Here is a 24,375-nt window from a genome sequence, read left to right as displayed (position 1 = left end):
CGGAGGAGGATCATGAGGTCCATCGGGAGCGACAGGTCCAACAGGCCCAACAGGAGCGACAGGTCCAGCAGGTACTGGTGGCGCAACAGGTTTAACAGGAGCAACAGGCCCAACGGGAGCAACAGGTTTAACTGGTGCAACAGGCTTAACAGGAGCAACGGGAGCAACAGGAGCAACAGGTCCAACAGGAGCAACAGGTCCAACAGGAGCAACAGGTTTAACAGGAGCAACAGGCTTAACAGGAGCAACGGGTGCAACTGGTGGCGGAGCTATTATTCCGTTTGCTTCAGGTACAACACCAGCAGCGTTAGTTAATGCGTTAGTAGCTAATACAGGAACTCTTCTTGGATTTGGATTTAGTCAGCCTGGTATAGCATTAACGGGTGGAACAAGTATCACATTAGCATTAGGTGTAGGTGATTATGCATTTGTAGCACCACGAGCAGGGGTTATTACGTCATTAGCAGGTTTCTTTAGTGCAACAGCTGCATTAGCTCCATTATCACCTGTTCAAGTGCAAATACAAATATTAACTGCACCTGCAGCAAGCAATACGTTTACAGTACAAGGCGCACCTCTTTTATTAACACCAGCATTTGCCGCAATAGCGATTGGTTCTACAGCATCAGGAATCATACCTGAAGCTATTCCAGTAGCAGCTGGGGATAAAATACTGTTATATGTTTCATTAACAGCAGCAAGTCCAATAGCTGCAGTTGCTGGATTTGTAAGTGCAGGTATTAATATCGTTTAATTTGTTACAATGTTTAGTAGGAAATTAAACAGGGGTTTGTATATAGTCCTTCCTAATAAATTTAGGAAGGACTATATTTTTTTGGAAAATAAGTAATAAATCAATTGAACAATTACTCTTTGTTAAGTTCGTATAAAAAAGTATAATTTACCCTTTCTCATTTAAGGAATAAGTTATGTAACTTTAAAAATTTTCGATCAGAAAAAAAGATGAATTCTTTAAAAAAAGAATTCATCCATAAAATAAACTATTTATTTTTATTGCAGTTACATCCTTTTTTCTTTACATAGCCTTGCTCGGCTAAGTCTCTTTGCAATTGGGAATTGGAAGATTGAGAATTGGAAGATTGAGAGGATGCTGAAGAGCTACTATTTTTATTATAAGAGTAGTTTTTTCGATAGTTATAATTACTCATAGTACTATCACCTCCAATTTAATATATAAATATTATATGTATGTACACTATCAATTGTTACTATTATTAATAGGAAGAGAAGATACAATAAAAAAATCTCCTCGGTATTTTCCTAGGAGATAAATGGTGATTCTTTTAAAAATTTACAAATTAATAGCCCCAGTAAAGAGGAAAGTAATAAGAATCTTGGGGATACGGATTATGTTGTTGAGGGAGGGGCTGGGTTGGGTAATTTTTCATTCCACGGTTTTGATTGCAGTTTGCCGGAGGGCCAATAACAGTAGTTGATTGAATAGGAGAAACCGCTTGTTTCCATTGTTGTTCATTGAGGCAGTAAGTATGGGCCATCATATGAGCCGGAGTTAATCTTAAAATATCAGAACCGAAAATAACTTCTGGCGCTGGGGCATTGAAAATAGCTAATAAATGAGTATTATCTGCTGTAGCAATTTCATAATGCCACCACGCTTGTGGAATATTGGCAACTTGCCCGGGTTTTATCGGTAAGTTTAATATTTGATTCGTAAATGGATTAAGTAAAGAAACAACAGCAGACCCTGAAATACAATAAACAAGTTCAGCTGCATTTTGATGAATATGTGGTTCTACAACATTTCCTGTACTTAAATAAATATCTAATAATGAAGTATTTTCTAAAGTATTTAATTGTTTAATACCAAGTACATTTATATAATTTTGGGCATCTTTCCGAAAAAAATTACTTTTATTTACATCATAAGTAAAATTGGTTGAGGGGGAGGTATAGTCGATGTTTGCAGTCAATTATATTACCCGCCTTTCTATAGGGAAGTTAGGTTACAAAATTAGGATATGTGTCTAATCTTTGTTTTGTGCTGTTGTCGGTAGCTTAATAAATTCACTTATTCCATAAAGAATAAAGTATAAAGTATAAAGTATAAAGATTAAACTATATTCGTATTCCCATTCATACTTTGGATTGATGGAAAAAAGTAATGAAAATGTTAATTTAAAATTACATCAATCATTTATAAGGAGTGAATGTTCATGTCATTTAGTGAAATGATTAGAAATGAAGTACTCAGCTGGGCGGGTGTTTCTGAAAAACCGCATCGATTTGGTGGTATTGAAATAAATTATGGTAAGAAAGAACTTGGGCATCTTCATGGTGATAAATTAGCTGATTTACCATTTCCGAAGTTAAAGCGAGATGAATTAGTGAAGCAAGGATTGGTAAAACCACATCACGTATTACCTGAATCAGGATGGGTCAGTTATTATTTAAAGAGTGAAGAGGATATTCCATTTGCAATTGAGTTATTTCGTATGCAATATGATCGAATTAAAAAGTAAAGAAACAAAGTAGGATAATAAAAATTTATTTTTATGTCACATCCCTCCTTAATCGTTCGTCTTGTATGTAGAACGATTAAGGAGGGATTTTATTATGAATACATTTGATATAGCAATTGTTGGCGGTGGGCTTGCTGGATTAACAGCATCTATATATTTAGCGAAAGCTGGAAGGAAAGTGATTGTATTAGAAAAGTCCAGTCAATTCGGTGGCCGAGGGATGACTACAAATAAAAATGGAATCTGCATGAATCTTGGTGCACATGCTTTATATAGAGGTGGGGCAGCGTTTATAACTTTTAATGAGCTCGGTATGACTCTTCCAGGTGGAATACCATCTACAAAAGCACATGGAATATGGAAAGGGGATATATTCACCATCCCAACAGATTTTCGCTCAATTTTATCAACACCACTACTTTCTTGGTCTGCAAAAGTACAATTCTCACGTCTTATGATTCGTTTAGGAAATTTAGATGTAGGAGAAGTTTCGAAAATGAGTCTAACTACATGGGCAGAAAATGAAATAAAAGATCCAATGGTTCGCAATATATTTTATGCGCTATGCCGGACAACAACATATACGTTTGCTCCTACAATACAATTAGCATCATCTGTACTAAAGCAAATACAGCTTTCTATAAAAGAAGGAGTGCTTTATGTAGATGGTGGTTGGGAGACGATAATAACAAAATTAAGAGATTTAGCGAATGATATCGGGGTGCAGTTTTTGGCTAAAAAGCATGTTGTGGAAATTGAGCATTCCGAAGGTAAACAAAGAATACATTGTGTTGATGATGAGGTTTTTGAAGTAGGTACAGTCATCGTGACGACTCCGCCGAAAGAGGCTTGTAAAATAATAAAAGGTGCAGAAGGAACAAGTTTGCATAAATGGAGTGAACAATCGGTACCGGTTACTGTTGGTGCATTAGATATTGGCTTGAGACAATTACCCAATCCTATACATCAATTTGTATTAGGATTAGATCGACCTATATTTTTCACAAATCAATCGAGAGCAGCTAAATTAAGTGAAGACGGATCAATTGCAGTGAGTCTAATTAAGTACCATAATCCTGTGCTAGAGATGAATCATATTCATGAAGATAAAGAACAGTTGGAAAGTACGATGGAGTTGTTACATCCAAATTGGAAAAGAGAAGTTGTTGCACAGCAGTATTTACCGAAAATAACAGTAGTACATGGTTTTCCTCATATTGACCGTGTTGAAAAGCCGGGTCCTAATATACCTGAAATGCCAGGTGTTTATGTTGCAGGAGATTGGGCAGGGCATGATGAAATATTAGCTGATGCTGCGGTAGCAAGCGGGAAACGTGCAGCGTTACACATTTTAAAGCAATATGAAAGTGAGGCAGTTCATCATGGAAACGGAGCAGTTATATGAAGCGTATCAACCATTATTATTTTCGTTATCATACAGAATCCTTGGGAGTGTTATGGATGCTGAGGATATCGTTCAGGATGTATTTATCTCGCTAAATAATATAGAAGATCCACAATCTATAGAAAATATGAAAGCATATTTATGTAAGATGGCGACAAATCGTTCAATTGATAAATTACGATCGGCAGCGCATAAACGTAACGTGTATGTAGGGATGTGGTTACCAGAGCCACTTGTGGAAGAGAGTGATGAGCCATCAAAGTCATTTATAATGAAAGAATCCCTTTCCACCGCATATTTATTACTTTTACAACAACTATCTGAGGTAGAAAGGATTGTTTTCATATTAAGAGAGGTTTTCAGTTATGAATACGAAGAAATAGCTTCAATTGTTGATAAGAGTAGTGTGAACTGCAGGAAGATCTTTCAACGTGCACGAAAAAGCATGTTGGAGAAACCGAAGCAATCAAAATTAAGCACGGAGAAAATGGCTTCTTATGTTGAAAAGTTTGTAGCATCATTACAGTGTGGGGATACGGAAGGTATGTTGGAAGTATTAAAAACAGATGCTATACTCAAAGCTGATGGTGGCGGTAAAGTTACGACTGCGATCAATCCAATTTATTCTGCAGATCGAATTATTCGCTTGTTCTTTGGGATTGCACAACGATTGACAGAAGAGTACACTGTTGATTTTAAAATGGTAAATGGTATACCAGGAGTTATAGTTACAATAAATAATAAAGTAACGTATGTTCTTTCGTTTGCATTTGAGGATGAGAAGATTTCAAATATTTATATGATGGTTAATCCTGAAAAACTTATGCATTTAAATGTAAAAATATAAAAAAGCGCATTTCTTTAGAAATGCGTTTTTTTATTATTTTTCTAACATTTCAAGAGGTACATCTTTTTCGCCAGCTACCTCAAATTTAATTTCCCCGTCTTCTTCATAAATACGTGTAATAATCGGTATAGTAATCATTAATTTTTTATGCTGCTTTCGTTTTCGAGCAGCATCTAAGCTAATCACGTTCATTTGTAAGCATCCTTTCTTCTGGAAATATATAAACAAAGAAAATGCGTCCGAAAAGGGCGCTTAATTGAATTTGAAATACCGATTCATTTAAATGGGGTTTATATAATTTAATAACTGCAATTTTAATATGAAATAATATGAAATAATATGAATGGAATAATTGCACGTAGAAATTAACTTTACCAAAAAATGAAACAATATGCTATAAAAAATTATAAATCTTTGTCATATAACGGGAAAAAGGATTTCGTTTCGCATATAATAAAAGTAGACGGGCAGCAAGAGCTTTTTCATCATATTGCTTGGAAAGGCGATGAAAAGAATGGATACGTTAGATTCATTATTACTTCAACTTGAACAATATGGAGAAGAGCATGATCGGAATAAAAAAATACGGGAAGAAAAATTACGGAATATTTCTCGTGAGATGGGGCAATTTTTATCAATTTTAGTAAAAGGGTGTAATGCAAAAAATATCTTAGAAATTGGAACTTCTAATGGTTATTCTACATTGTGGTTGGCTAATGCGGTAGAAGAAACAAATGGAAATGTAACAACTGTAGAGCTTTCTTCAGAACGAGTTGGAGAGGCACTTATCAATTTTGAAAAGGCAAACCTTTTACAAAGGATTGATGTTCACAATCAAGAAGCAGGGGCATTTTTAGATTCACAACTAGATGATTCATTTGATTTTATTTTCCTAGATTCAGAGCGTACGCAATACATGTGGTGGCTTGAACATATAAAACGTATGTTACAACCAAAAGGTTTTCTTGTTGTTGATAATGCAACTTCTCATGCAAGTGAATTAGATGAGTTTATAAAAATGATTGAAGAAGATGATACGTTTGAAACAGTGTTATTAGCGTTTCAAAAGGGAGCATTTGTAGCGCGTAAGAAGAAATAGGATTGAGTGTAATATAATTATCACATTGAAAAAGGGTGTATGTCAAAAGATTGCGTGCAGTAGTATGGGAAGGACGTAATTTATATACGTAACATACGAAGAATCCGCCTTCAGCATGTCGGTCTCTAGGTCTTAAGTCTGAGGAAAATTATGTTGTTTACAGGTATACTTATAGTAAGAAACAGGGAATGACTGCATAAGCAGGTATTTCTTGAAAATTGATTTCATATAGGCTGTTTGCAAATGAAATACAATATATTAGATGAAATATAGTGCACATAAATTCGCACATATAAATAAAGGAGCGATTTTGTTGACTGAACTCGAGAAAAAAGAACCCGTATCAATTGTGAAAGATAATAATGTAGAAGTAGTAGTTGATACAGTTATAAAAGATGAAGAACTTGATGAATTAAATAAAGAAGCCGATCTTTATGTACAAAAGTTAAATAGCGAGCAAAATACAGATTTATCGAAAGTATTGTCGCAGCTAGGAGATTTGGGGGATAAAGAACAACAAGCAGCAGGACAAACGTTATCAGCATTAAAACGTCCTGTCACAGCGATGATGAATGGAAAGAATGAAGAAATTCCAAATACATTGTTAGAATTACGCAAAGTAGTATCAGAGCTTGATCCGAATTCATTAAAAGCAAGTGGTATGAAGAAAATTATGTTTAAAGTATTTAAGAAAAATCCACTTGAAACATACGTGCATAAATATCAATCTATAGATAAGCAAATTGAGGAAATTATTAGATCCCTTCTAATTGGTCGTGATAACTTACAAGAGGATACAGTTGGTCTTGAAATGTTAAAAGAACAATCGCACGATAAAATTCATGCTCTTGATAAACAAGTATACTTAGGGAAAAAGCTTGCTGGCATGCTTGAAGCTGAGAAACAAAACCCAGAGCGTCAAAGGGATATTCCGTTAATTAACGATGCATTAGAAAAGATACTTGTACGTACACGTAATATGCAGCAAGCGAAAAGTGTATTATTACAATCTATAGCTTCTGTAGACATCATTAAGAAAAATAATGAAAAATTAACAGAGGCGATACGTAATGCGATTACGATGACACAAAACGTTGTAACAGTTTCAGCTGCTATTCAGCTTGCATTAACGAATCAACGGAAAACAATTGATGCCGTAAATGCGACGAATGAAGCAATTGAATCGATGGTATTAAGTAATTCTCAAGCGTTAAAACAAAATACAGAAGAAACGACGAAATTGCTTGAAAACCCTGCTATTAGCATGGATAAATTACGTGAATCATTCCAAAATGTGTTCGCTGCAATTGAAGCATCTGAAAAATCGTCAGAACGTATTATTGAGTCAAGCAAGAAGTTCGTTATTGAACTAGACACATTTAATGATGAGATGAAGCAGAAACTCATTCAGCGTCCAAGGAAATAACGGATTATTAGAGGAGGTGAACAAATGAGTTTCATTCAAACAGTACTATTACTACTCGGTACATTGCTTTTAATAGCATTTACTGTCGTTGTTTTAGTCGTATACTTCGGGCGGAAACTGTATTTTTCATGGACGAAGCCATATAAAAGAGCGCAAGATTCTCTAGATAAGATATCAAACAAATCAATACCGTTTCTACAAGAATTTACACAACATCCACTGTTTTATCGCTGGATTCGCACCGAAGGAAAGAAAGAACAAAATACATTAAATACTCTATTTTGTGCATCAGGTCAACGTACGAGAGAGCAAGTCTTCTCGATGTTACCGAAAGAAAAGCAGAAAAAAGTGCATGTAATGGCAAAAACTACGAAAAAGCTTACGAATGAAGATATTGATGTGGCTGCGATGAAAGTGAAAGATTTCTTAAGACAAGAAACGCAGCAAACTGTAAAACCGACAGACTTATCATTTTACAAATTGTATTTTTATGACCGTTATCCAGACGCATTAAATACAATTCAAGCGTATAAACGCTCAATAAATCCTTCATTACAAAGAACGGTTGATGATATTACAATTTCGGTATTAAATGCACTTCCGTACTATCAAGAGCAACGCATGTTTGAACAACAACATAAACTTGAAACATTCTTAATGAAAGATTTAACGGCCATGTTATCGTTGGTAGTACAATTACCACCTTCACAAAGACCAGAGAAGGAAGAAGAACTGAAGATCTACTTGGAAAATTTCAAAAAAGAAATGGAAGTAGTAGAGCGAGATATTCGCGACTCGATTGATCACGATTTAAATGTGAAGATGAGGGCAGCGACTGAGAAGTTTAAGAATAAATAACAAAAAGCGCCTTAAAAGCTAAGTATCACAGCTTTAAGGCGCTTTTTTTATGAGGTTTTATTTTGCACTAACGGTAGTATGACTAGAAGCCACACTTTCATTATGCAATCGATCAACTGCAGTTACGACATAGGTATACGTTTCTCCGGAAATAGCGGTTTTATCTACATAAATTTCTCCAAGTTTTGTTTTTCTTACAGTAGTAAGTAAATTTTTGGGATTTTGTACATCCACTTCATTTTTCCCATTCACGCGGTAAATAGCGTAATAAGCAGAATCATTATCTCTATTGTCAATGATACCGATTGCAATACCTTCATCTCTTGGAATGGCGCCTTTTAAAGTCGGTTGTTTTGGTGGATCATGATCAAGCCAAGGCATAGGCGGGATTAATGCAGGATGTTTATATATGTTTTTTGAAAGTCTATCTTTAACTCCGAGTGGATTGTTATTAATATCTTTTAAGCTAAAATGCATACTACCTTTTATATCAGGATATAGCCGGTTTAATGCAATTTGTTTTGGATATTCTTCTGGATCAGACCAAGCAGGGACGGAGTTATTATTAATTTTATAGGCCGCTTGACCGATGTATAGGTGAATCGGTTTCTTATTTGTTTCTTTAACCCACCAATCTACTAATATGTCATATGCAGCTGGGGTGAAACCTATATTCCAATATATTTGCGGTGTAATGTAGTCAATATATCCTTTTTGTATCCACTCACGTGTGTCAGCATAAAGGTCATCATAGTTTCTTTGGCCTGCGGTTGTGTTAGAGCCAGTGGGATCGTCAGCTATATTTCGCCATACGCCGAACGGACTAATGCCAAACTTTACATATGATTTTTCTTGTTTTATAGCAGTATTTAAATCTTTTACAAGTTCATTTACATTGTTACGTCGCCAATCTTCTATATTTGTAAATCTACCATTATTATATGTTTCGTACGTTTTCTGATCTGGAAATTCTTCACCGGCTACTTTATATGGGTAAAAATAATCATCCATATGCAGCGCATCAATATCGTAATTTTGTACGATTTCTAAAGCGCCTTCTGTTATAAATTTTTTCACTTCCGGAATACCGGGATTGTAATATAACTTTCCGCCATAAGGGACAACCAAATCGGGATGTTGCCTTGCAGGGTGATTATTTGATAATCGATTTATATCGGTGTGATTCATCGTTATTCGGTATGGATTAATCCAAGCGTGGAATTCTATATTTCTTTTATGAGTTTCTTCAATCATAAATGCGAGCGGGTCATAACCAGGATCTTTTCCTTGTGTTCCTGTAATGTATTCAGACCAAGGACCGTAATTTGAAGGATAGAAAGCATCAGCGGTTGGTTTAATTTGTACAACAACTGCATTCATACCAGTGCTTTTTACATCGTCTAATAATCTTATAAATTCTTGCTTCTGTTTTTCAATAGGTAAGCCAGTTTTTGAGGGCCAATCAATATTCAGAACTGATGCGATCCATACAGCACGTAATTCATGTTTTTTGTACGTAGTATTTACTTCAGCATAAGTAGAGTGAGGGGGAATGAAAGAGAAAGGGATGAACAAGATAACGATACAACATATCATTAATAAACGTTTAACGATCATTTATAAGCCTCCCTATCATATGATTATTTAAAATAATATCTGAGGCGAGGTTGACCTTGCAATAGAGAAAATTGCATATTGAAACATTAATTTAATAGGAAAAATATTTTTAATGAAATTTACTTTCATTATAACTAAATTCATTTACTACTTCATATGCTTGTTAGTAAAGTGAAACTTCCTTTCATTTGAAGGGTAATAAATTATAAGTATAGGAGGATTAATAAATGAAAGTTTTGTTCGTCTGTTCTGGAGGAATGTCCAGTGCAATTGTTGTAAACGCTTTAAAAAAAGAAGCGGAGAAAAATGGTGTGAACATGGAAGTGCATGCAATTGGAACGAATGAGGTAGAGGAAGAAGTAAAGAATGGCTGGGATGTCGTAATGGTGGCACCTCAAATAAGACACCGATTTGACTCTGTAAAAAAATTTGCAGAGGAGGAATCTATTCCGTGTGGCATCATACCGCCGCAAGCATACACACCGCTTGGTGGCCCGACTTTATTAAAAACTGTAAATGAATTAATAAGTTAGGGGGAAACGTTATGAATAAGTTTGTCACGTTTCTTGATAAAAACTTATCTGGACCGATGGCAAGGCTTTCTGAGCAGAGACATTTACAAGCAATCCGTGATGGAGTTATTTCGGCGTTACCATTTATTATAGTAGGAAGCTTCTTTTTAATAGTAGCATTTCCACCACTGCCGAAAGATAGTTTCATATCAGTTTGGGCATTAAAGAATCAAACAAGTATATTGATACCATATCGTTTAACCATGTTTATTATGTCTTTATATATCGCATTTGGAATAGGATATAATTTAGCGAAAAGTTATAAATTAGATGCTTTATCAGGAGCACAGCTCGCGGTATGTTCACTACTTTTAACATTAACGCCTGAGTTAATTGATAAAAAAGGATTCATGCTTCCGATGACAAATCTCGGAGGTCATGGATTATTTGTGACGATGATTGTTTCTATTTTATCCGTAGAGATTTTAAGATTTTGTAAGCAGAAAAATGTAATGATTAAAATGCCAGAACAAGTACCGCCATCTGTATCGCGTTCATTTGAAGCACTTATACCTGCAGCATTCGTTATTATTATAATGAGTCTAGTAACTGTCGTTTTTAGCATTGATTTACACCATATTGTTGATAAATTAGCAGCACCATTAGTAAAAGCTGGGGATAGTTACTTCGGTGTAATGATTCCAGTGTTTTTAATTACGTTTTTTTGGTCATTCGGCATCCATGGTGTGTCGGTTGTTGGAACTGTTGCTCGGCCATTATGGGAAGTATATCTAGGGAAAAATGGTGAAGCAGTTGCTAGTGGAGCAGATCAGTTGCCATTTATTTCACCAGAGCCGTTATATCAATGGTTTATATGGATTGGCGGTTCTGGTGCGACGTTAGGGCTTGTATTAGCTATGATTGTATTTGGTCGATCGAAATATTCGAAAGCATTATCAAGAACTTGTATTGTTCCGGGTATTTTTAATATTAATGAACCAGTCATATTCGGATTACCGATTGTACTAAATCCAATTTTAATTATCCCATTTATCATTACACCACTTGTAACAGCAACTGTTGCATATTCAGCAACTGCGATGGGATTTGTAACACCAACGCATATTATGCCGCCATGGACACTACCTGCTCCAATTGGTGCATATTTAGCAACAGGTGGAGATTGGCGTGCGATTGTATTAGTTTTTATAAATATAGCAATATCGTTCCTTATTTATTTACCATTCTTTAAAATGTACGACAAAAATATGCTTGAAATTGAAAAAAATGGTGATGGGGAATCTGTTAATCCTTAATCTGCACGCTGTTATTTTGAGTGATAGACTTTTTGTCTATCACTTCTTTCACATTAAAACTAGAAAGGGGGAAATAGAATGAATATAAAATTTAGTTATAAAGGCGTATTTTTATTATTATTTGGAGTGATTTGTGCAAATTTACTTTTTGTCCCTTTATTAGGCATGCTAAATCTATCACAAATGCATAGTATCTGGCTTGTTACAAGTATTGCGGCAAGCGTTTTGCTTACGGTAGTTGTTTCTTTCATTGATGGATCGTTTGCATCGAAAGCTCAGTTGTTTTTTAGATTTATATTGTTTTCGATTGGTTGTACGTTCGTTACTTACATGATTGTTTTTTAGTAAATAGGAGGTCATGCACGTTATGTATATTGCAGGGGTAATGTCTGGTACTTCATTAGATGGAATAGATGTAGCGCTCGTTCATATAGAAGGAAGTGGTGTAGATTCTAAAATCGAACTCATTCATTTTACTACTGTTCCATTTTGTAATGATATGAAAAATGAGATCCAACAAGCGTTATCAATTGAAACTTCGAATGTCCAAATTATATGTAGTTTAAATTTTAAACTTGGTTTATGCTTCGCCAATGCTGTAAAGGAAGTTTGTAAAGAGGCCAATTTTCCTTTGAGACAATTAGATTTAATAGGCTCTCACGGACAAACAATTTATCATCAGCCAAAGCAAGAAGGGAATATTATTTCTTCAACATTGCAAATTGGGGAACCAGCAGTAATAGCATATGAAACGAACACGACGGTTATCTCGAATTTCCGAACGATGGACATGGCGGCAGGGGGACAAGGTGCACCACCTGTACCATATTCAGAGATTATTTTATATCGGCATCAAACTAAAAATAGACTACTACAAAATATTGGTGGGATTGGTAATGTTACAGTGGTTCCAAGTAAACGAAGTAAAGAGAGTGTTATTGCTTTCGATACTGGACCAGGCAACATGGTAATCGATGAAGTATGTCAAAGATTATTTCATGTACCATATGATCAAAATGGTTGGATTGCAAAGCAGGGGGTAGTTGTAGATGAAATTTTAACATACTGTATGAACCATCCATTTTTGAACATGAAACCACCAAAATCAACAGGTAGAGAACAGTTTGGAGAAGCGTTTGTGACTGAATTATTGAATCGATTTAAAAAGCATAGTAAAGAAAATATATTGGCAACTGTCACGATGTTTACAGCATGTTCAATTGTTCATCATTATAAGGCGTTTATTTTGCCGTATTATGAAATTGATGAGGTGATTTTAGGTGGTGGTGGAAGTTATAATAATACACTTGTTGAAATGTTACGGAATGGTTTAAGGGAAGAGAAATGTAGCATATGTATACAAGAAGATATTGGTCATTCTTCAGCAGCGAAAGAAGCAATTGCATTTGCTATTTTAGCAAACGAAACGTATCATCGTAATCCGAGTAATGTGCCGAGCGCAACAGGTGCTAAGAATTCCGTAATTTTAGGGAATATAACATTCCCTCCATACGCAGATGAAAATGAGGCGAACATATGAAGTATATGATTGGAGTAGATGGCGGGGGAACAAAGACCGAGGCAATTGCATTTGATAAAGACGGAAATGAACTTGTAAGAGCTACCAGTGGTTTTGGAAACATATTAATAGATTTTGAAGAAGCTCTTGTGCATATTATGGAAGCAATTAATCAATGCCAGAAGAGTTTAATAAATGGGCATTGCGTTTGTGTTTGTTTAGGATTAGCTGGTATAAGCGGAGCGAATACAAATGAATTAACATTACGTTTAAAAAAGAAATACGGAACAAAAATTGAAATTTTTAATGATGCAATGATCGCACATGCAGCTGCTTTAAAAGGTAAGGATGGAATATTAACTATAGGTGGTACAGGTGCAATTTGTATAGGAAAGAAAGGAGAAGTATATCAGTATAGCGGTGGATGGGGACATATTTTAGGAGATGAGGGGAGCGGATATTGGATTGCATTACAAGCTTTAAAGAAAATGGCAATTCAGTTCGATCAAGGAATCAGTCTTTGTCCATTGAGTTTGAATATTCAAAGGCAGTTTCAACTTTTGACACCGTCTCATATAAAAAGCTTAGTATATACTTCTTCTAAAGATAAAATTGCAGCAATCGCCCCATTAGTTATTCAGGAAGCGAGAGATGGCAATGATGATGCGCATGAAATTATGATGCAAGCTGGAAAGGAATTAGCAAGGATTACAGTAAATGTTTATAACAAGTTGAACTTTAAGCACTCAACGCCAATTGCAGTAAGTGGCAGTATATTGCGTTTAGTTCCTGAAATATTTGCTGTATTTAAGAAATGGTGTGAAGAAAGTATGAAAGAAATTACATTCGTATCACAAGCAGAAATGGCAGTGAAAGGAACATATTATTTAATGAGGGATATATATTTTTAAAAATAGGTATGAGAATTTTTGTATGATTTGTAAAAATATGATGTTAAAATGTATAAAGGGATGTATGTTAAAAACGTACAATATACGTAGTAATTGAATATTGTATATGTATTCCCATGTAGAAAGTGAATGATTACATGATTAATAGTATGCAGTTTTTATATTTGGTGGCTTCTTATTTAATTGGAAACATATTGACCGCTTATATAGTAACAAAATTGAGACATAACGTTGATATTAGGGATGAAGGAAGCGGAAATCCTGGCGCAAGAAATATGGGGCGCGTATATGGAAAAGGGTATTTCATCGCTACATTTTTAGGTGATGCAATTAAAGGGGCAATCGTTGTTGCTGTAGCAAAATATCTTTTTGAAGATCCTACATTCGTAATGTTAACATTATTGGCCGTTATTATTGGACATATTTATCCAGTTTTATTTAAAGGCAAGGGCGGTAAAGGTATTTCAACATTTATAGGAGGACTAATCGCATTTGATTATTTGATAGCGCTTACCCTCTTAGGCATTTTTATTGTATTTTATTTAATATTTAAAGGGTTTACGAAGCCAGGACTAATTACGATTGCTTGTTTACCAATTTGTATGATTCTTTATTCTTATTCTATTGTTACCACTATATTAAGTGGAATAATTATTGTACTTATTCTATATGTAAATCGAGAATAAAATGAGTGTTTAATAAGTGGGGATAATCTCCACTTATCATTTTTTATTAAATAGATAAAGGAGATAAGGCATGGGGTTAATTTATAAAGTTGCTGATCAAGATTGGGAATTTGAAAGTATACATAAATTGAATTATAAAACTTTTGTAGAAGAGATACCACAACATGAAGAAACGAAAGAACGGTTTCGTATAGATCGGTTTCATAAAGAAAATACATATTTAATTTGTTTAGATGAGGATAGATTAGTAGGTATGGTCGCAGTGCGGGGAAAACGACCATTCTCGTTAGATTATAAAATTTCAAATTTAGATATTTATTTGCAAGAGCATGGAGAAAAAGTGTATGAAATTCGTTTACTTTCAGTAGAACGTGAATATAGAAATGGAAGAGCGTTGTTAGGATTAATTCGTTTTCTACATCGTTATTTGCTTCTAAATGGATATGAATTAGCACTCATTTCTGCAACAACACGTGAACTAGCTTTATATGAGCAAATGGGATTCAAATCTTTCCATACGTTAGTTGGTACAGAAGAAGCAGCCTTCCAGCCAATGTATGTTACCCCTGCTATGTTTGAAGAGTCGAGTATTGGGGGGATTATGACGAAAGAATATACGTTTTTACCTGGTCCAGTAGATATTGAAGAGAACGTTCGAAAGGCATTTTCTACGCGACCTATTTCCCATCGCTCTAAGTCATTTCAAGTGATGATGGACAATGTGAAAAAACGGTTACTTCACATGACAAAAGCAAAACATGTACAGCTTATGTTAGGAACAGGGACGTTAGCAAATGATACGATTGCTTTACAGTTACGTTCTTTAAAAGGGAAAGGACTAGTATTAACAAATGGGGAATTTGGTAATAGATTAGTTGGACATGCAAAACGAGCACGGTTACATTTTGATACTTATAAAAAGGAAATGGGAGATCCATTTATTTATACCGAATTAGAAGAAATTATGACAACTGGAAATTATGAATGGATTTGGTTTGTTCATCATGAAACATCTACTGGAATGTTAAACGATTTAAACGAGCTAAATACTCTTTGTAACGAGAATCAAATGAAACTGTGTGTAGATTGCATAAGCTCAATTGGAGCAATACCATTAGACTTGAAGGATGTGTATTTTGCAAGTGGTGTTAGTGGTAAAGCGATTAAATCATATACAGGAATTTCTTTCGTTTTTCATAACCACATTGTAAAAATAAACGAGGCTGTGCCGGCCTATATGGACATTGGCATGTATGAAGAAAATGAAAGTATTCCATACTCACAATCATGGAATTTAATTTATGCATTGCAAGAAGCTTTGAAGAGATTTGAAGATGAAAAGGCATTTGTAAAAATTAAAGAGACATATGATTATGTTGAAGAAGTTATTACTGATATGGGTTTAAGGCTTGTTTCACCTAAAGAACATGCCGCGCCAATTATACTTACTATTGTATTGAGCGAAGATTATTCTTCTAAAGTAGTAGGCGATACATTAGCATTACAAGGATACATCGTTCATTATGAGTCATCTTATTTACAAAAGAATAATTGGATCCAAATTGCATGTTTAAATCATTATAAAGAACGCGACATGAAGAGGATGTTAAATTGTTTGCAAATGTGTTTATTTCAGAGTGGGGTACATATATAAAGACTTTTTCTTTTCGTATAAAGGAGCTACGACTTACGAAAACTTAGGAATAGAACATTGGAAGAGGTGTAAGTATGATAACTAGAAAACTACCATTACATATAGACGATATTAAAAAAGCTCACAAGATTCTAGATAGAAATGCTCGTAAAACGCCATTAGTAAAATCTTTTTACTTGACTAGTAAAACGGGCGGAGAAATTCATTTGAAATTAGAAAATATGCAATTAACGGGTTCTTTTAAATTCCGTGGCGCATTTAATAAAATGTCGCGGCTCACGGATCAAGAAAAAGAAAAAGGTGTAATTGCATGTTCAGCAGGTAATCATGCACAAGGAGTTGCATTATCTGCTCATTTACTCGGTATTAAGAGTAAAATTGTTATGCCAATTTCTGCACCGCAGGCGAAAGTTGAAGCAACTAGAGGATATGGATCTGAAGTGATTTTACATGGTGAAACCTTTGATGATGCAAAGGCAAAATGTGAAGAAATTATAAGGGAAACAGGTGAGACATACTTACATCCATATGATGATGTAGAGGTAATGGCTGGTCAAGGTACAATTGGATTAGATATTCTTGATGATATGTGGGATGTAGATACTGTTATTGTACCAATAGGTGGAGGCGGAATTATTTCTGGTATTTCTGTAGCATTAAAATCTTTTAATCCATCGATTAATATAATTGGTGTCCAAGCAGATAATGTTCATGGAATGAAGGCATCTTACGATAAAGGAGCAATCGTAGAACATTATGAGGCACCTACTATTGCAGATGGTTGCGCAGTTAAAATACCAGGGGAATTAACATTTGAAATTGTAAAAGAATTAGTAGATGATATTGTAACTGTATCAGAAAAAGAACTGGAAGTAGCGATGAAAGATTTATTACAACGTGGGAAAGCTGTTGTAGAAGGTGCAGGTGCATTAGCAACTGCTGCACTTCTTGCAGGAAAAGTTGATAGTTATATAAAAGGGAAAAAAGTAGTAGCTGTTATATCCGGTGGGAACGTGGACTTACAGCGCATATCAAGTGTATGTGAGCACTTTTTTGTCGCTAATGAAGTGAAATAGTTTTATAAAAGAAGAGCTAAGAGAAATGATCTTAGCTCTTACTTTTTGTCTACCGTTTACTGTAAGTAGCAATAATTTTGCTGTTTAATGAATTGTTTTATTTAAGCGCCAATTTTTACACATATCTTGAACGTTACAATAATTATTTCAATATTGTCGAAACATAAGCAGAAATTTAATATAATAGTTTTAATGTGCTAATGAGCGGTGAGGAGGGCAGGTCATGAATAAAGAAGAACAGGTCATGAACGGTTTCAGGGAATTATATAATAAGCTGGTTTGGCTTAATAAAGATAAGATGGAAGAAGGTCTTAAAGGTTTTAAGTCTTCTGAAGTTCACTGCATTGAATATATTGAAAACAATGCAGATTCTAACGTGACACAACTCGCAGAGGCTTTTTATGTGACTCGCGGTGCTATAAGTAGAATGACTAAGAAACTCATACAAAAAGGCCTTATTGAAAGCTACCAAAAGTCAGAAAATAAGAAAGAAATTTATTTTAGGCTTACCGAACAAGGGAAAGAAATTTATAAAATCCATGAAAATCTGCACAAAGAGTTTCAAGAGCGGGATAAAGCTGTATTTGAGCAAGTAACTGAAGAAGAATTCGACAGTATAATTCGTTTCGTGGAAAAGTATAGTAGACATTTGGATGCAGAAATAAAGAAACAAGGTGTACATATTAAATCGTAATACATTTTAATAATAAAGTGAAACATTAATCAGTGGGGGTTTTCTTCATCTCCACTGATTATCAGCCCTCACCAATCGGGCTTTTACGGGCAGCCTTACTCTAATGAGAATAGGCTGCTTTTTTATCATGTTATTTTTGTTGACTAATCAACAAAACAGAGTTAACATTTTGTTGACACAGCAACAAAATGTTTTGAGGAGAGAAGTTAAATGTCTATATTTAGATCACAAAATGAAAGGGAAACTGAAAAAAACATAGATAAACATGCTTTACTATTCGGACTTATGTCTGTATTTCTTTGTGGTATAGGTTTCAGTATCATCATGCCTGTAGTTCCATTCTTAGTACAGCCATATATAAGTAATTCAGAAGAACAAGCATTAGTTGTTACACTACTAACTTCCGTATATGCGGCTTGCGTGTTTTTTGCTGCCCCAGTACTCGGAGCTTTAAGCGATAAATATGGGCGTCGTCCATTACTTTTAATATGCTTATTTGGTTCTGCAATTGGGTACTTAGTTTTTGGTATAGGAGGAGCTTTATGGGTACTATTTGCTGGACGCATAATAGAAGGAATAACAGGCGGGAGCATAAGTACTATCTTCGCATATTTTGCAGACATTATTCCAAAAGAGCAGAGAACGAAATACTTTGGATGGGTGAGTGCAGTTGTAGGTGCGGGAACTATCATTGGCCCGACCCTTGGAGGATTACTTGCTAAGTTTGGTGCTACTGTACCTTTGTATTTTGGAGCAATCATAACTTTATTAAATGTTGTATATGGGATGAAATATATGCCAGAGAGCCTTGACAAAAATAATAGATTGAAAGAGATTACTTTTGTAAGGTTGAATCCTTTTGCACAGCTAGCAAATATACTTTCCATGAAAAATTTAAAATGGTTACTTGTCTCGGCGTTTTTACTTTGGATACCTAACGGATCTTTACAAGCAATTTTTACACAATTTACAATGGATACTTTCAGTTGGAAACCTGCATTAATCGGACTTATGTTTTCAATTTTGGGCTTTCAAGACATTGTTTCACAAAGTTTTATCATGCCAAAGCTTTTAATCAAGCTTAGTGATAAACAAATAGCAATTCTTGGGATGGTTTCGGAGATTATAGGATACAGTTTTATTGCGGCATCAGCTTTGTTTTCACTCTATCCACTACTAATCGTTGGAATGCTGATGTATGGTTTTGGGGATTCAATTTTCGGGCCTTCATTCAACGGGATGCTTTCAAAGTCTGTCAGTTCTAGTGAACAAGGAAGGATTCAAGGTGGAAGCCAATCTATTCAAGCTTTAGCAAGAATGATTGGTCCTATTCTTGGAGGACAAATCTATGTATCACTTGGTCATGCCGCACCTGCTTTTATGGGTATGATTCTTATAGTAGCGGCAATAGCAGTTTTATATAAGGGAACGCATGAAACTGTATAACAGATAGATATAAGAATAAATAAAAGGGAGTCAGAACTTAGGAACAAGTGCTGATTCCCAATTTGTTTACGGTTTGAGAGCTAAGAGAAAAGCTTTTGTTTAGGAATTTATTCTGCTATGCTCTCATGGTGAAGGGTAATATTCAGTGAGGTGGAACTATCATTAATTACAGTTAGCTTTATTTGAAAGTAAAAAGGTAGGTAAATGACTAGATAGTTTCATTATGCTTGTGCTGAAGTAAATAATGACTCCATCTTTACTTTGCTCTTTTCTCGAATTTCAGCATCTGCGTGTCTCATAACGTATTTATGCGCTACAGCGATTGCTAAAACATCATCTAATAAGCCAATCCCAATAATAGCAGCTATATCTGGAATGAAATCGATTGTTAATACGTAATAAGATAAAGCGGCTAATATTATGAATTTCGCCTTAGTAGGTAATTCTTTCTTTTTCATTGTGTGGAATAAAATAATACTTTCATATACGCTAGATTTACCGAGGTTTACAGAGCTTTTTTTGAACTTTTTCCAAAGTGTCTGTTTCTCCATATAAACACTCCTTTTACAAAACATAGATTTTTTAAAAGGATGGACAAAGAAGTGAGAGATTAATCAATTTTATTGTTTTTCTTAATTATATATTTCCATAAAAATAAGGGATTACCTGTTCAAAATAATATAATGTGGATTATACAATGATTCACATTGTTCCGTTACATAGTATATATATTGTAAGATGTATGTGGATGATTTAGTTATTATTATGCCTTTTATAAGCGGTATGGGGGAAGAAAAATGAAAATAATAGAACTACCAATTGAATTCGAATTTAACGGGCAAAAACAATGTGTTTATCCAAGTTTAATTATAGTACATAATGAATTAACATTAGTCGATACAGGATATACAAGTTTTTTACCTTTAATTGAAAATGCAATATTAAAACATGGATATGAGATGAAAAACTTAAAAAATATAATTATTACTCATTATGATGATGATCATATAGGGGCTTTATATGATTTCAAAGTGAAATATCCTCACATTAATGTTATTGCTAGTGAAATTGAATCTAACTATATTAGTGGTGATATAAAATCAGAGAGGTTAGTTCAAGCTGAAGAAATGTTAGAACGTATGCCAAATGAAGAAAAAGAATTTGGTAAATGGTTTATACAACAGTTAAAAAATATAAAACATATTTCCGTCGATGAAAAAGTGCATGATGGTCAAATGATTTTGAATAATGAATGTCAAATAGTAGCGACGCCAGGACATACTTCGGGGCATATTTCATTATATTTTCCGAATTTAGACTGTGTAATTACGGGAGATGCGGCTGTTCAAGAGAATCGTGAGTTAGTAATAGCTAATCCGAATTTTTGTTTGGATATAGAAAAAGCGAAACAGTCTTTAAATAGGATTAAAAGTTTTAAAGCAGCACAGTATTATTGCTATCATGGAGGAAAGCTTACTGTATAAAATAATAAAAAAACGATCTTTCCTATATCGAAAAGATCGTTTTTTTAATTCATAGATTCTGCAATTTTAATTAAATCCTTTACGTTATGTTTTCCTTGTATATAGCGTTTGTTACCAATTGCAATTGTATATTGAAAACCATTCTTCTGAAAGATAAGTTCATATGCTGAATCAAAATGAGGATTATATAATGCGTTCATATTATTTTTTAAACTGTAGAACTTAGCTCCCCTATGTACATAGAAGCCTAATTTATTTTGAACTGGTGAAACAGTGATTTTTAAAATCCCATTAATATCTTCATTGTAGTATTGGAGGTTTAAGTAATCGTTATAGATGTACCCTTGAAATTCGTGAATTTCGAATGGGAATTTTGTAGGAGTAAGTATATGTTCCTTACAATTCATTTCATATTCTTTTACAATGGAAACATTAATAAAATCCGAGAAAAAGCAAAAAGAATTTGTTCATCTAGTACACGATGAATATAAAAAAAGAAGATAAGAATTTTTTTATTTTTCATATTTGGCGAAACAAATGGTACAATGAAAGCTAATGTGAAAAATAAGGAAAAGAAGTGGTCTATTTGAAAAACTTTTTAGAATTAGGAATTAGTGAAACTTTTAATCATACATTACGTGAAAATGGAATTACAGAAGCAACACCAATTCAAGAGAAGGCAATTCCAGTTATTCTGTCAGGTAAAGATATTATTGGGCAGGCGAAAACAGGAACGGGTAAAACGTTAGCATTCGTGTTACCGATTTTAGAAAAAATCGATCCAGAGTCTAGTGATGTTCAGGCCTTAATTGTTGCACCAACAAGGGAACTAGCTCTGCAAATTACAACTGAAATTAAAAAAATGCTTGTTCAAAGAGAAGATATTAATGTACTAGCGATATATGGCGGGCAAGATGTCGCACAACAGTTGAGAAAATTAAAAGGTAATACACATATTGTTGTAGCGACACCGGGACGATTATTAGATCATATACGCCGTGAAACAATTGATTTAAGTAATCTTTCAACGATTGTATTAGATGAAGCGGATCAAATGCTTTATTTTGGTTTCTTATATGATATTGAAGATATTTTAGATGAGACACCTGGTAGTAAACAAACGATGTTATTCTCAGCAACGATGCCAAAAGATATTAAAAAATTAGCGAAGCGTTATATGGATGAGCCGCAAATGATTCAAGTACAAAGTGAAGAAGTAACGGTAGATACAATTGAACAGCGTGTCATTGAGACGACAGATCGTGCAAAGCCAGATGCACTTCGTTTTGTTATGGATCGTGATCAGCCGTTTTTAGCAGTTATTTTCTGTCGTACAAAGGTTAGAGCAAGTAAGCTTTATGATAATTTAAAAGGACTAGGTTATAATTGTGCTGAACTTCATGGTGATATACCTCAAGCGAAACGTGAAAGAGTTATGAAGAGTTTCCGCGAAGCTAAAATTCAGTACTTAATTGCAACGGATGTAGCAGCTCGTGGACTTGATGTAGATGGTGTAACGCACGTATTTAATTTTGATATCCCTGAAGATGTAGAAAGTTACATTCACCGCATTGGCCGAACAGGACGTGCAGGTGGATCAGGTCTTGCAATTACGTTCGTTGCAGCGAAAGATGAAAAACATTTAGAAGAAATTGAAAAAACGCTGGGTGCACCAATACAAAGAGAAATAATCGAACAACCGAAGATAAAACGTGTAGATGAAAATGGAAAACCGGTACCAAAGCCGGCTCCAAAGAAATCAGGTCAAAATCGTCAAAGAGATAGCCGCGAAGGTTCAAGAAGTGAATCAAGACGTGATTCGAGAAATAGCTCGAGAAGTGATTCAAGAAATAGTTCTAGAAATGAAAATAACCGATCATTTAATAAACCAAGTAATAAAAAAGGTAGTACAAAGCAAGGTCAGCAAAGACGTGGTCGTTAAATAGTTATAATTGTAAAAGAGTCGCAAAATATTGTGGCTCTTTTTTTGTTTGTATACAACAAGGATGATGGCAAGAAAAAACAAAAATTTCATTCACCGTATTTGAAATTTATAAAGGAAATTTTATAGTCCAAAACCAGTAGAGCAAGGGTATTACTACCATGTCGTCATTCAAGAACAAGTGCAACTTATGCATGAAAAATATTTAAGCGGAAAAATCGAGAGAAAGCAATTTGTAACATATTCAAACGGTACGGGAATGTTATGCAGTAGCAAAAGAGAACGGAACTTATTATGTCTACTATTTCGGCAGAACACTTTGGTTGAAAGAAAAGGTATTAAAGTGAGCGAGTATTTTCATTACACGTTCCGCAATTATCGAAAGGGAACAAGAGAAGTTTATGAAGGATTAAACTCGTATTGGTTTACGATCGTTGGAAACTGGAAAACTAATTTGTTAGTTTTGATCGATGAGGAACTCGAGAAGCACCACTGCCATCCTTATGGGGAAATTGCTTACGACGATGAAGGTAATGTAGTGATAATATGCGAAATAAGAAAAAAGGACTAGCAGTCGTACCTGCCGTCCTTTAATAGGAGAAAAAGTAATCTTGTTTAGAACTACGCATAAACAGAAAATCTGCTTGTAATTAGTTTTACCCTAAATATACGTGTCTATACAAAAAAGGGATAAGTAAAAAATACTTATCCCCGGAAGGGAAATCCCAAGCACCAAAATGGCTCGTATTGGTCTGCAGGTTCAAAAGTAGTATATGTAAAACGAAAAATCTCATACAAAAAGCAGACAACGATTTTGGTTGTCTGCCAGTGAGTTCAATGAGTTAGCTAATTGTGATAATTTGCATCCCCATTGCGAGAAGAGTGATGCTGCTAGTTCAAACAGCTTGTTGGTATTATTTTCGATTTCTTAAAAAATATACAGCAAAAGAAAGAGGTATTAGCCGTGGACACGGCGGCTTGAAAATAGTATGTATTTTTATTTGAAAAATATTCACGGGGTGAAGAAACGTGGAATGTTTGATAAAGGTGTTTGTGAAATTAATCAGCTAATTAGTAAAACAAAATAGTTATTTGGAAGAAAGGGAAAATGAATATGAGATGAATTGAAGCTGTTGAAGAATTACTTGAAGTGATGAAAGAATGCTTTTGGAACGGAACATCTTTAAAGGGTGATGCTAATGATTTTAATATTGTATCTTGGCTGATTGAAGAAGCGACGCGTAAAACAAAATAAAAATTTCATTTTGTAGCAAAGACCTGCGGTAGTATGTCAACTGAAAAATAATATCTTTTGAAGTTATCAAAGGACAAATTGCTTAAAAAAGACATCACGAAACTAGACCAGTATTTTATGTAAAATA

22 protein-coding genes and 2 pseudogenes are annotated in these 24,375 nt (G+C 34.5%); 19 read left to right on the top strand and 5 right to left on the bottom strand.

Annotated features, from left to right (window positions below):
• Positions 1-16 precede the first annotated feature (16 nt).
• Positions 17-754, top strand: a pseudogene (locus MR168_RS23635) (exosporium glycoprotein BclB-related protein); the annotation flags it as partial.
• 565 nt (positions 755-1,319) lie between these two features.
• On the opposite strand, the gene MR168_RS23630 reads toward MR168_RS23635, so the two are convergent.
• Positions 1,320-1,952, bottom strand: a complete 633-nt coding sequence (locus tag MR168_RS23630; protein ID WP_000126322.1) for a cupin domain-containing protein — start codon at positions 1,950-1,952, stop codon at positions 1,320-1,322.
• A 243-nt stretch (positions 1,953-2,195) separates the two neighbouring features.
• On the opposite strand from MR168_RS23630, the gene MR168_RS23625 reads away from it, so the two are divergent.
• The 3 genes from MR168_RS23625 (at position 2,196) to MR168_RS23615 (ending at position 4,753) form a co-directional block, all read left to right on the top strand.
• A complete protein-coding gene (locus MR168_RS23625; RefSeq protein ID WP_006921730.1) occupies positions 2,196-2,501 on the top strand; it encodes a luciferase domain-containing protein in 306 nt (101 codons plus the stop codon).
• A gap of 94 nt (positions 2,502-2,595) precedes the next feature.
• Entirely contained in the window at positions 2,596-3,906 is a 1,311-nt protein-coding gene (locus MR168_RS23620; protein WP_049107818.1) for a phytoene desaturase family protein, read from the top strand.
• Positions 3,884-4,753, top strand: a complete 870-nt coding sequence (locus MR168_RS23615) for a sigma-70 family RNA polymerase sigma factor (RefSeq protein WP_000447162.1) — start codon at positions 3,884-3,886, stop codon at positions 4,751-4,753. The genes MR168_RS23620 and MR168_RS23615 overlap by 23 nt, the downstream gene beginning before the upstream one ends.
• Before the next feature lie 33 nt (positions 4,754-4,786).
• Here MR168_RS23615 and MR168_RS23610 read toward each other — a convergent pair whose 3' ends face one another.
• A complete protein-coding gene (locus tag MR168_RS23610; protein ID WP_001100984.1) occupies positions 4,787-4,945 on the bottom strand; it encodes a hypothetical protein in 159 nt (52 codons plus the stop codon).
• A 313-nt stretch (positions 4,946-5,258) separates the two neighbouring features.
• Here MR168_RS23610 and MR168_RS23605 point away from each other — a divergent pair, with 313 nt between their 5' ends.
• The 3 genes from MR168_RS23605 (at position 5,259) to MR168_RS23595 (ending at position 8,136) form a co-directional block, all read left to right on the top strand.
• A complete protein-coding gene (locus MR168_RS23605) occupies positions 5,259-5,852 on the top strand; it encodes an O-methyltransferase (protein ID WP_086412533.1) in 594 nt (197 codons plus the stop codon).
• A 313-nt stretch (positions 5,853-6,165) separates the two neighbouring features.
• Positions 6,166-7,278: a toxic anion resistance protein gene (locus MR168_RS23600; RefSeq protein ID WP_000137402.1), complete on the top strand. Its 1,113-nt coding sequence runs from the start codon at positions 6,166-6,168 to the stop codon at positions 7,276-7,278.
• A 24-nt stretch (positions 7,279-7,302) separates the two neighbouring features.
• Complete coding sequence (locus MR168_RS23595; protein ID WP_000008372.1) at positions 7,303-8,136, top strand: DUF3974 domain-containing protein; 834 nt, start codon at positions 7,303-7,305, stop codon at positions 8,134-8,136.
• Positions 8,137-8,193: 57 nt separating this feature from the next.
• Here the strand turns inward: MR168_RS23595 and MR168_RS23590 are convergent, their stop codons facing one another.
• The gene (locus MR168_RS23590; RefSeq protein WP_242291531.1) at positions 8,194-9,753 is read right to left on the bottom strand and encodes a glycoside hydrolase family 10-like protein; all 1,560 of its coding nucleotides are present in this window, start codon (positions 9,751-9,753) and stop codon (positions 8,194-8,196) included.
• A gap of 227 nt (positions 9,754-9,980) precedes the next feature.
• On the opposite strand from MR168_RS23590, the gene MR168_RS23585 reads away from it, so the two are divergent.
• From MR168_RS23585 to MR168_RS23540, 10 genes are all read left to right on the top strand, one after another.
• Positions 9,981-10,286 (top strand): PTS sugar transporter subunit IIB, encoded by a 306-nt coding sequence (locus MR168_RS23585; RefSeq protein ID WP_000865907.1) that lies wholly within the window; start codon positions 9,981-9,983, stop codon positions 10,284-10,286.
• Between the two features lie 11 nt (positions 10,287-10,297).
• Positions 10,298-11,581, top strand: a complete 1,284-nt coding sequence (locus MR168_RS23580; RefSeq protein ID WP_086412525.1) for a PTS sugar transporter subunit IIC — start codon at positions 10,298-10,300, stop codon at positions 11,579-11,581.
• Between the two features lie 78 nt (positions 11,582-11,659).
• Complete coding sequence (locus tag MR168_RS23575; RefSeq protein ID WP_001021963.1) at positions 11,660-11,926, top strand: hypothetical protein; 267 nt, start codon at positions 11,660-11,662, stop codon at positions 11,924-11,926.
• A gap of 22 nt (positions 11,927-11,948) precedes the next feature.
• A complete protein-coding gene (anmK, locus tag MR168_RS23570; RefSeq protein WP_086412526.1) occupies positions 11,949-13,121 on the top strand; it encodes an anhydro-N-acetylmuramic acid kinase AnmK in 1,173 nt (390 codons plus the stop codon).
• A complete protein-coding gene (locus MR168_RS23565) occupies positions 13,118-14,011 on the top strand; it encodes a BadF/BadG/BcrA/BcrD ATPase family protein (protein ID WP_000876588.1) in 894 nt (297 codons plus the stop codon). Before anmK ends, MR168_RS23565 begins: the two co-directional genes overlap by 4 nt.
• 137 nt (positions 14,012-14,148) lie before the next feature.
• On the top strand, positions 14,149-14,697 hold the full coding sequence (plsY, locus tag MR168_RS23560; RefSeq protein WP_000610870.1) for a glycerol-3-phosphate 1-O-acyltransferase PlsY: 549 nt from the start codon (positions 14,149-14,151) through the stop codon (positions 14,695-14,697).
• A 70-nt stretch (positions 14,698-14,767) separates the two neighbouring features.
• On the top strand, positions 14,768-16,351 hold the full coding sequence (locus MR168_RS23555; RefSeq protein WP_086412527.1) for an aminotransferase class V-fold PLP-dependent enzyme: 1,584 nt from the start codon (positions 14,768-14,770) through the stop codon (positions 16,349-16,351).
• 74 nt (positions 16,352-16,425) lie between these two features.
• Positions 16,426-17,427 carry a bifunctional threonine ammonia-lyase/L-serine ammonia-lyase TdcB gene (gene tdcB, locus MR168_RS23550; RefSeq protein WP_061661061.1) on the top strand — a complete coding sequence of 334 codons (1,002 nt, stop codon included), beginning with the start codon at positions 16,426-16,428 and terminating at the stop codon, positions 17,425-17,427.
• 223 nt (positions 17,428-17,650) lie between these two features.
• A complete protein-coding gene (locus tag MR168_RS23545) occupies positions 17,651-18,121 on the top strand; it encodes a MarR family transcriptional regulator (RefSeq protein WP_086386008.1) in 471 nt (156 codons plus the stop codon).
• A gap of 210 nt (positions 18,122-18,331) precedes the next feature.
• Positions 18,332-19,567: an MFS transporter gene (locus MR168_RS23540; RefSeq protein ID WP_086412528.1), complete on the top strand. Its 1,236-nt coding sequence runs from the start codon at positions 18,332-18,334 to the stop codon at positions 19,565-19,567.
• Between the two features lie 221 nt (positions 19,568-19,788).
• Here MR168_RS23540 and MR168_RS23535 read toward each other — a convergent pair whose 3' ends face one another.
• Positions 19,789-20,118 (bottom strand): YkvA family protein, encoded by a 330-nt coding sequence (locus MR168_RS23535; RefSeq protein WP_086412529.1) that lies wholly within the window; start codon positions 20,116-20,118, stop codon positions 19,789-19,791.
• A gap of 246 nt (positions 20,119-20,364) precedes the next feature.
• On the opposite strand from MR168_RS23535, the gene MR168_RS23530 reads away from it, so the two are divergent.
• On the top strand, positions 20,365-21,051 hold the full coding sequence (locus tag MR168_RS23530) for an MBL fold metallo-hydrolase (protein WP_086412530.1): 687 nt from the start codon (positions 20,365-20,367) through the stop codon (positions 21,049-21,051).
• Between the two features lie 44 nt (positions 21,052-21,095).
• Here the strand turns inward: MR168_RS23530 and MR168_RS23525 are convergent.
• Positions 21,096-21,479, bottom strand: a pseudogene (locus tag MR168_RS23525) (hypothetical protein); the annotation flags it as partial.
• Between the two features lie 149 nt (positions 21,480-21,628).
• Here MR168_RS23525 and MR168_RS23520 point away from each other — a divergent pair.
• Positions 21,629-22,993 (top strand): DEAD/DEAH box helicase, encoded by a 1,365-nt coding sequence (locus tag MR168_RS23520; protein WP_086412531.1) that lies wholly within the window; start codon positions 21,629-21,631, stop codon positions 22,991-22,993.
• Positions 22,994-24,375 lie beyond the last annotated feature (1,382 nt).

This window comes from Bacillus cereus group sp. BfR-BA-01356 (assembly GCF_022663635.1).
GTDB lineage: Bacteria > Bacillota > Bacilli > Bacillales > Bacillaceae_G > Bacillus_A > Bacillus_A cereus.
This window is presented reverse-complemented; position numbering and strand designations above follow the sequence as displayed.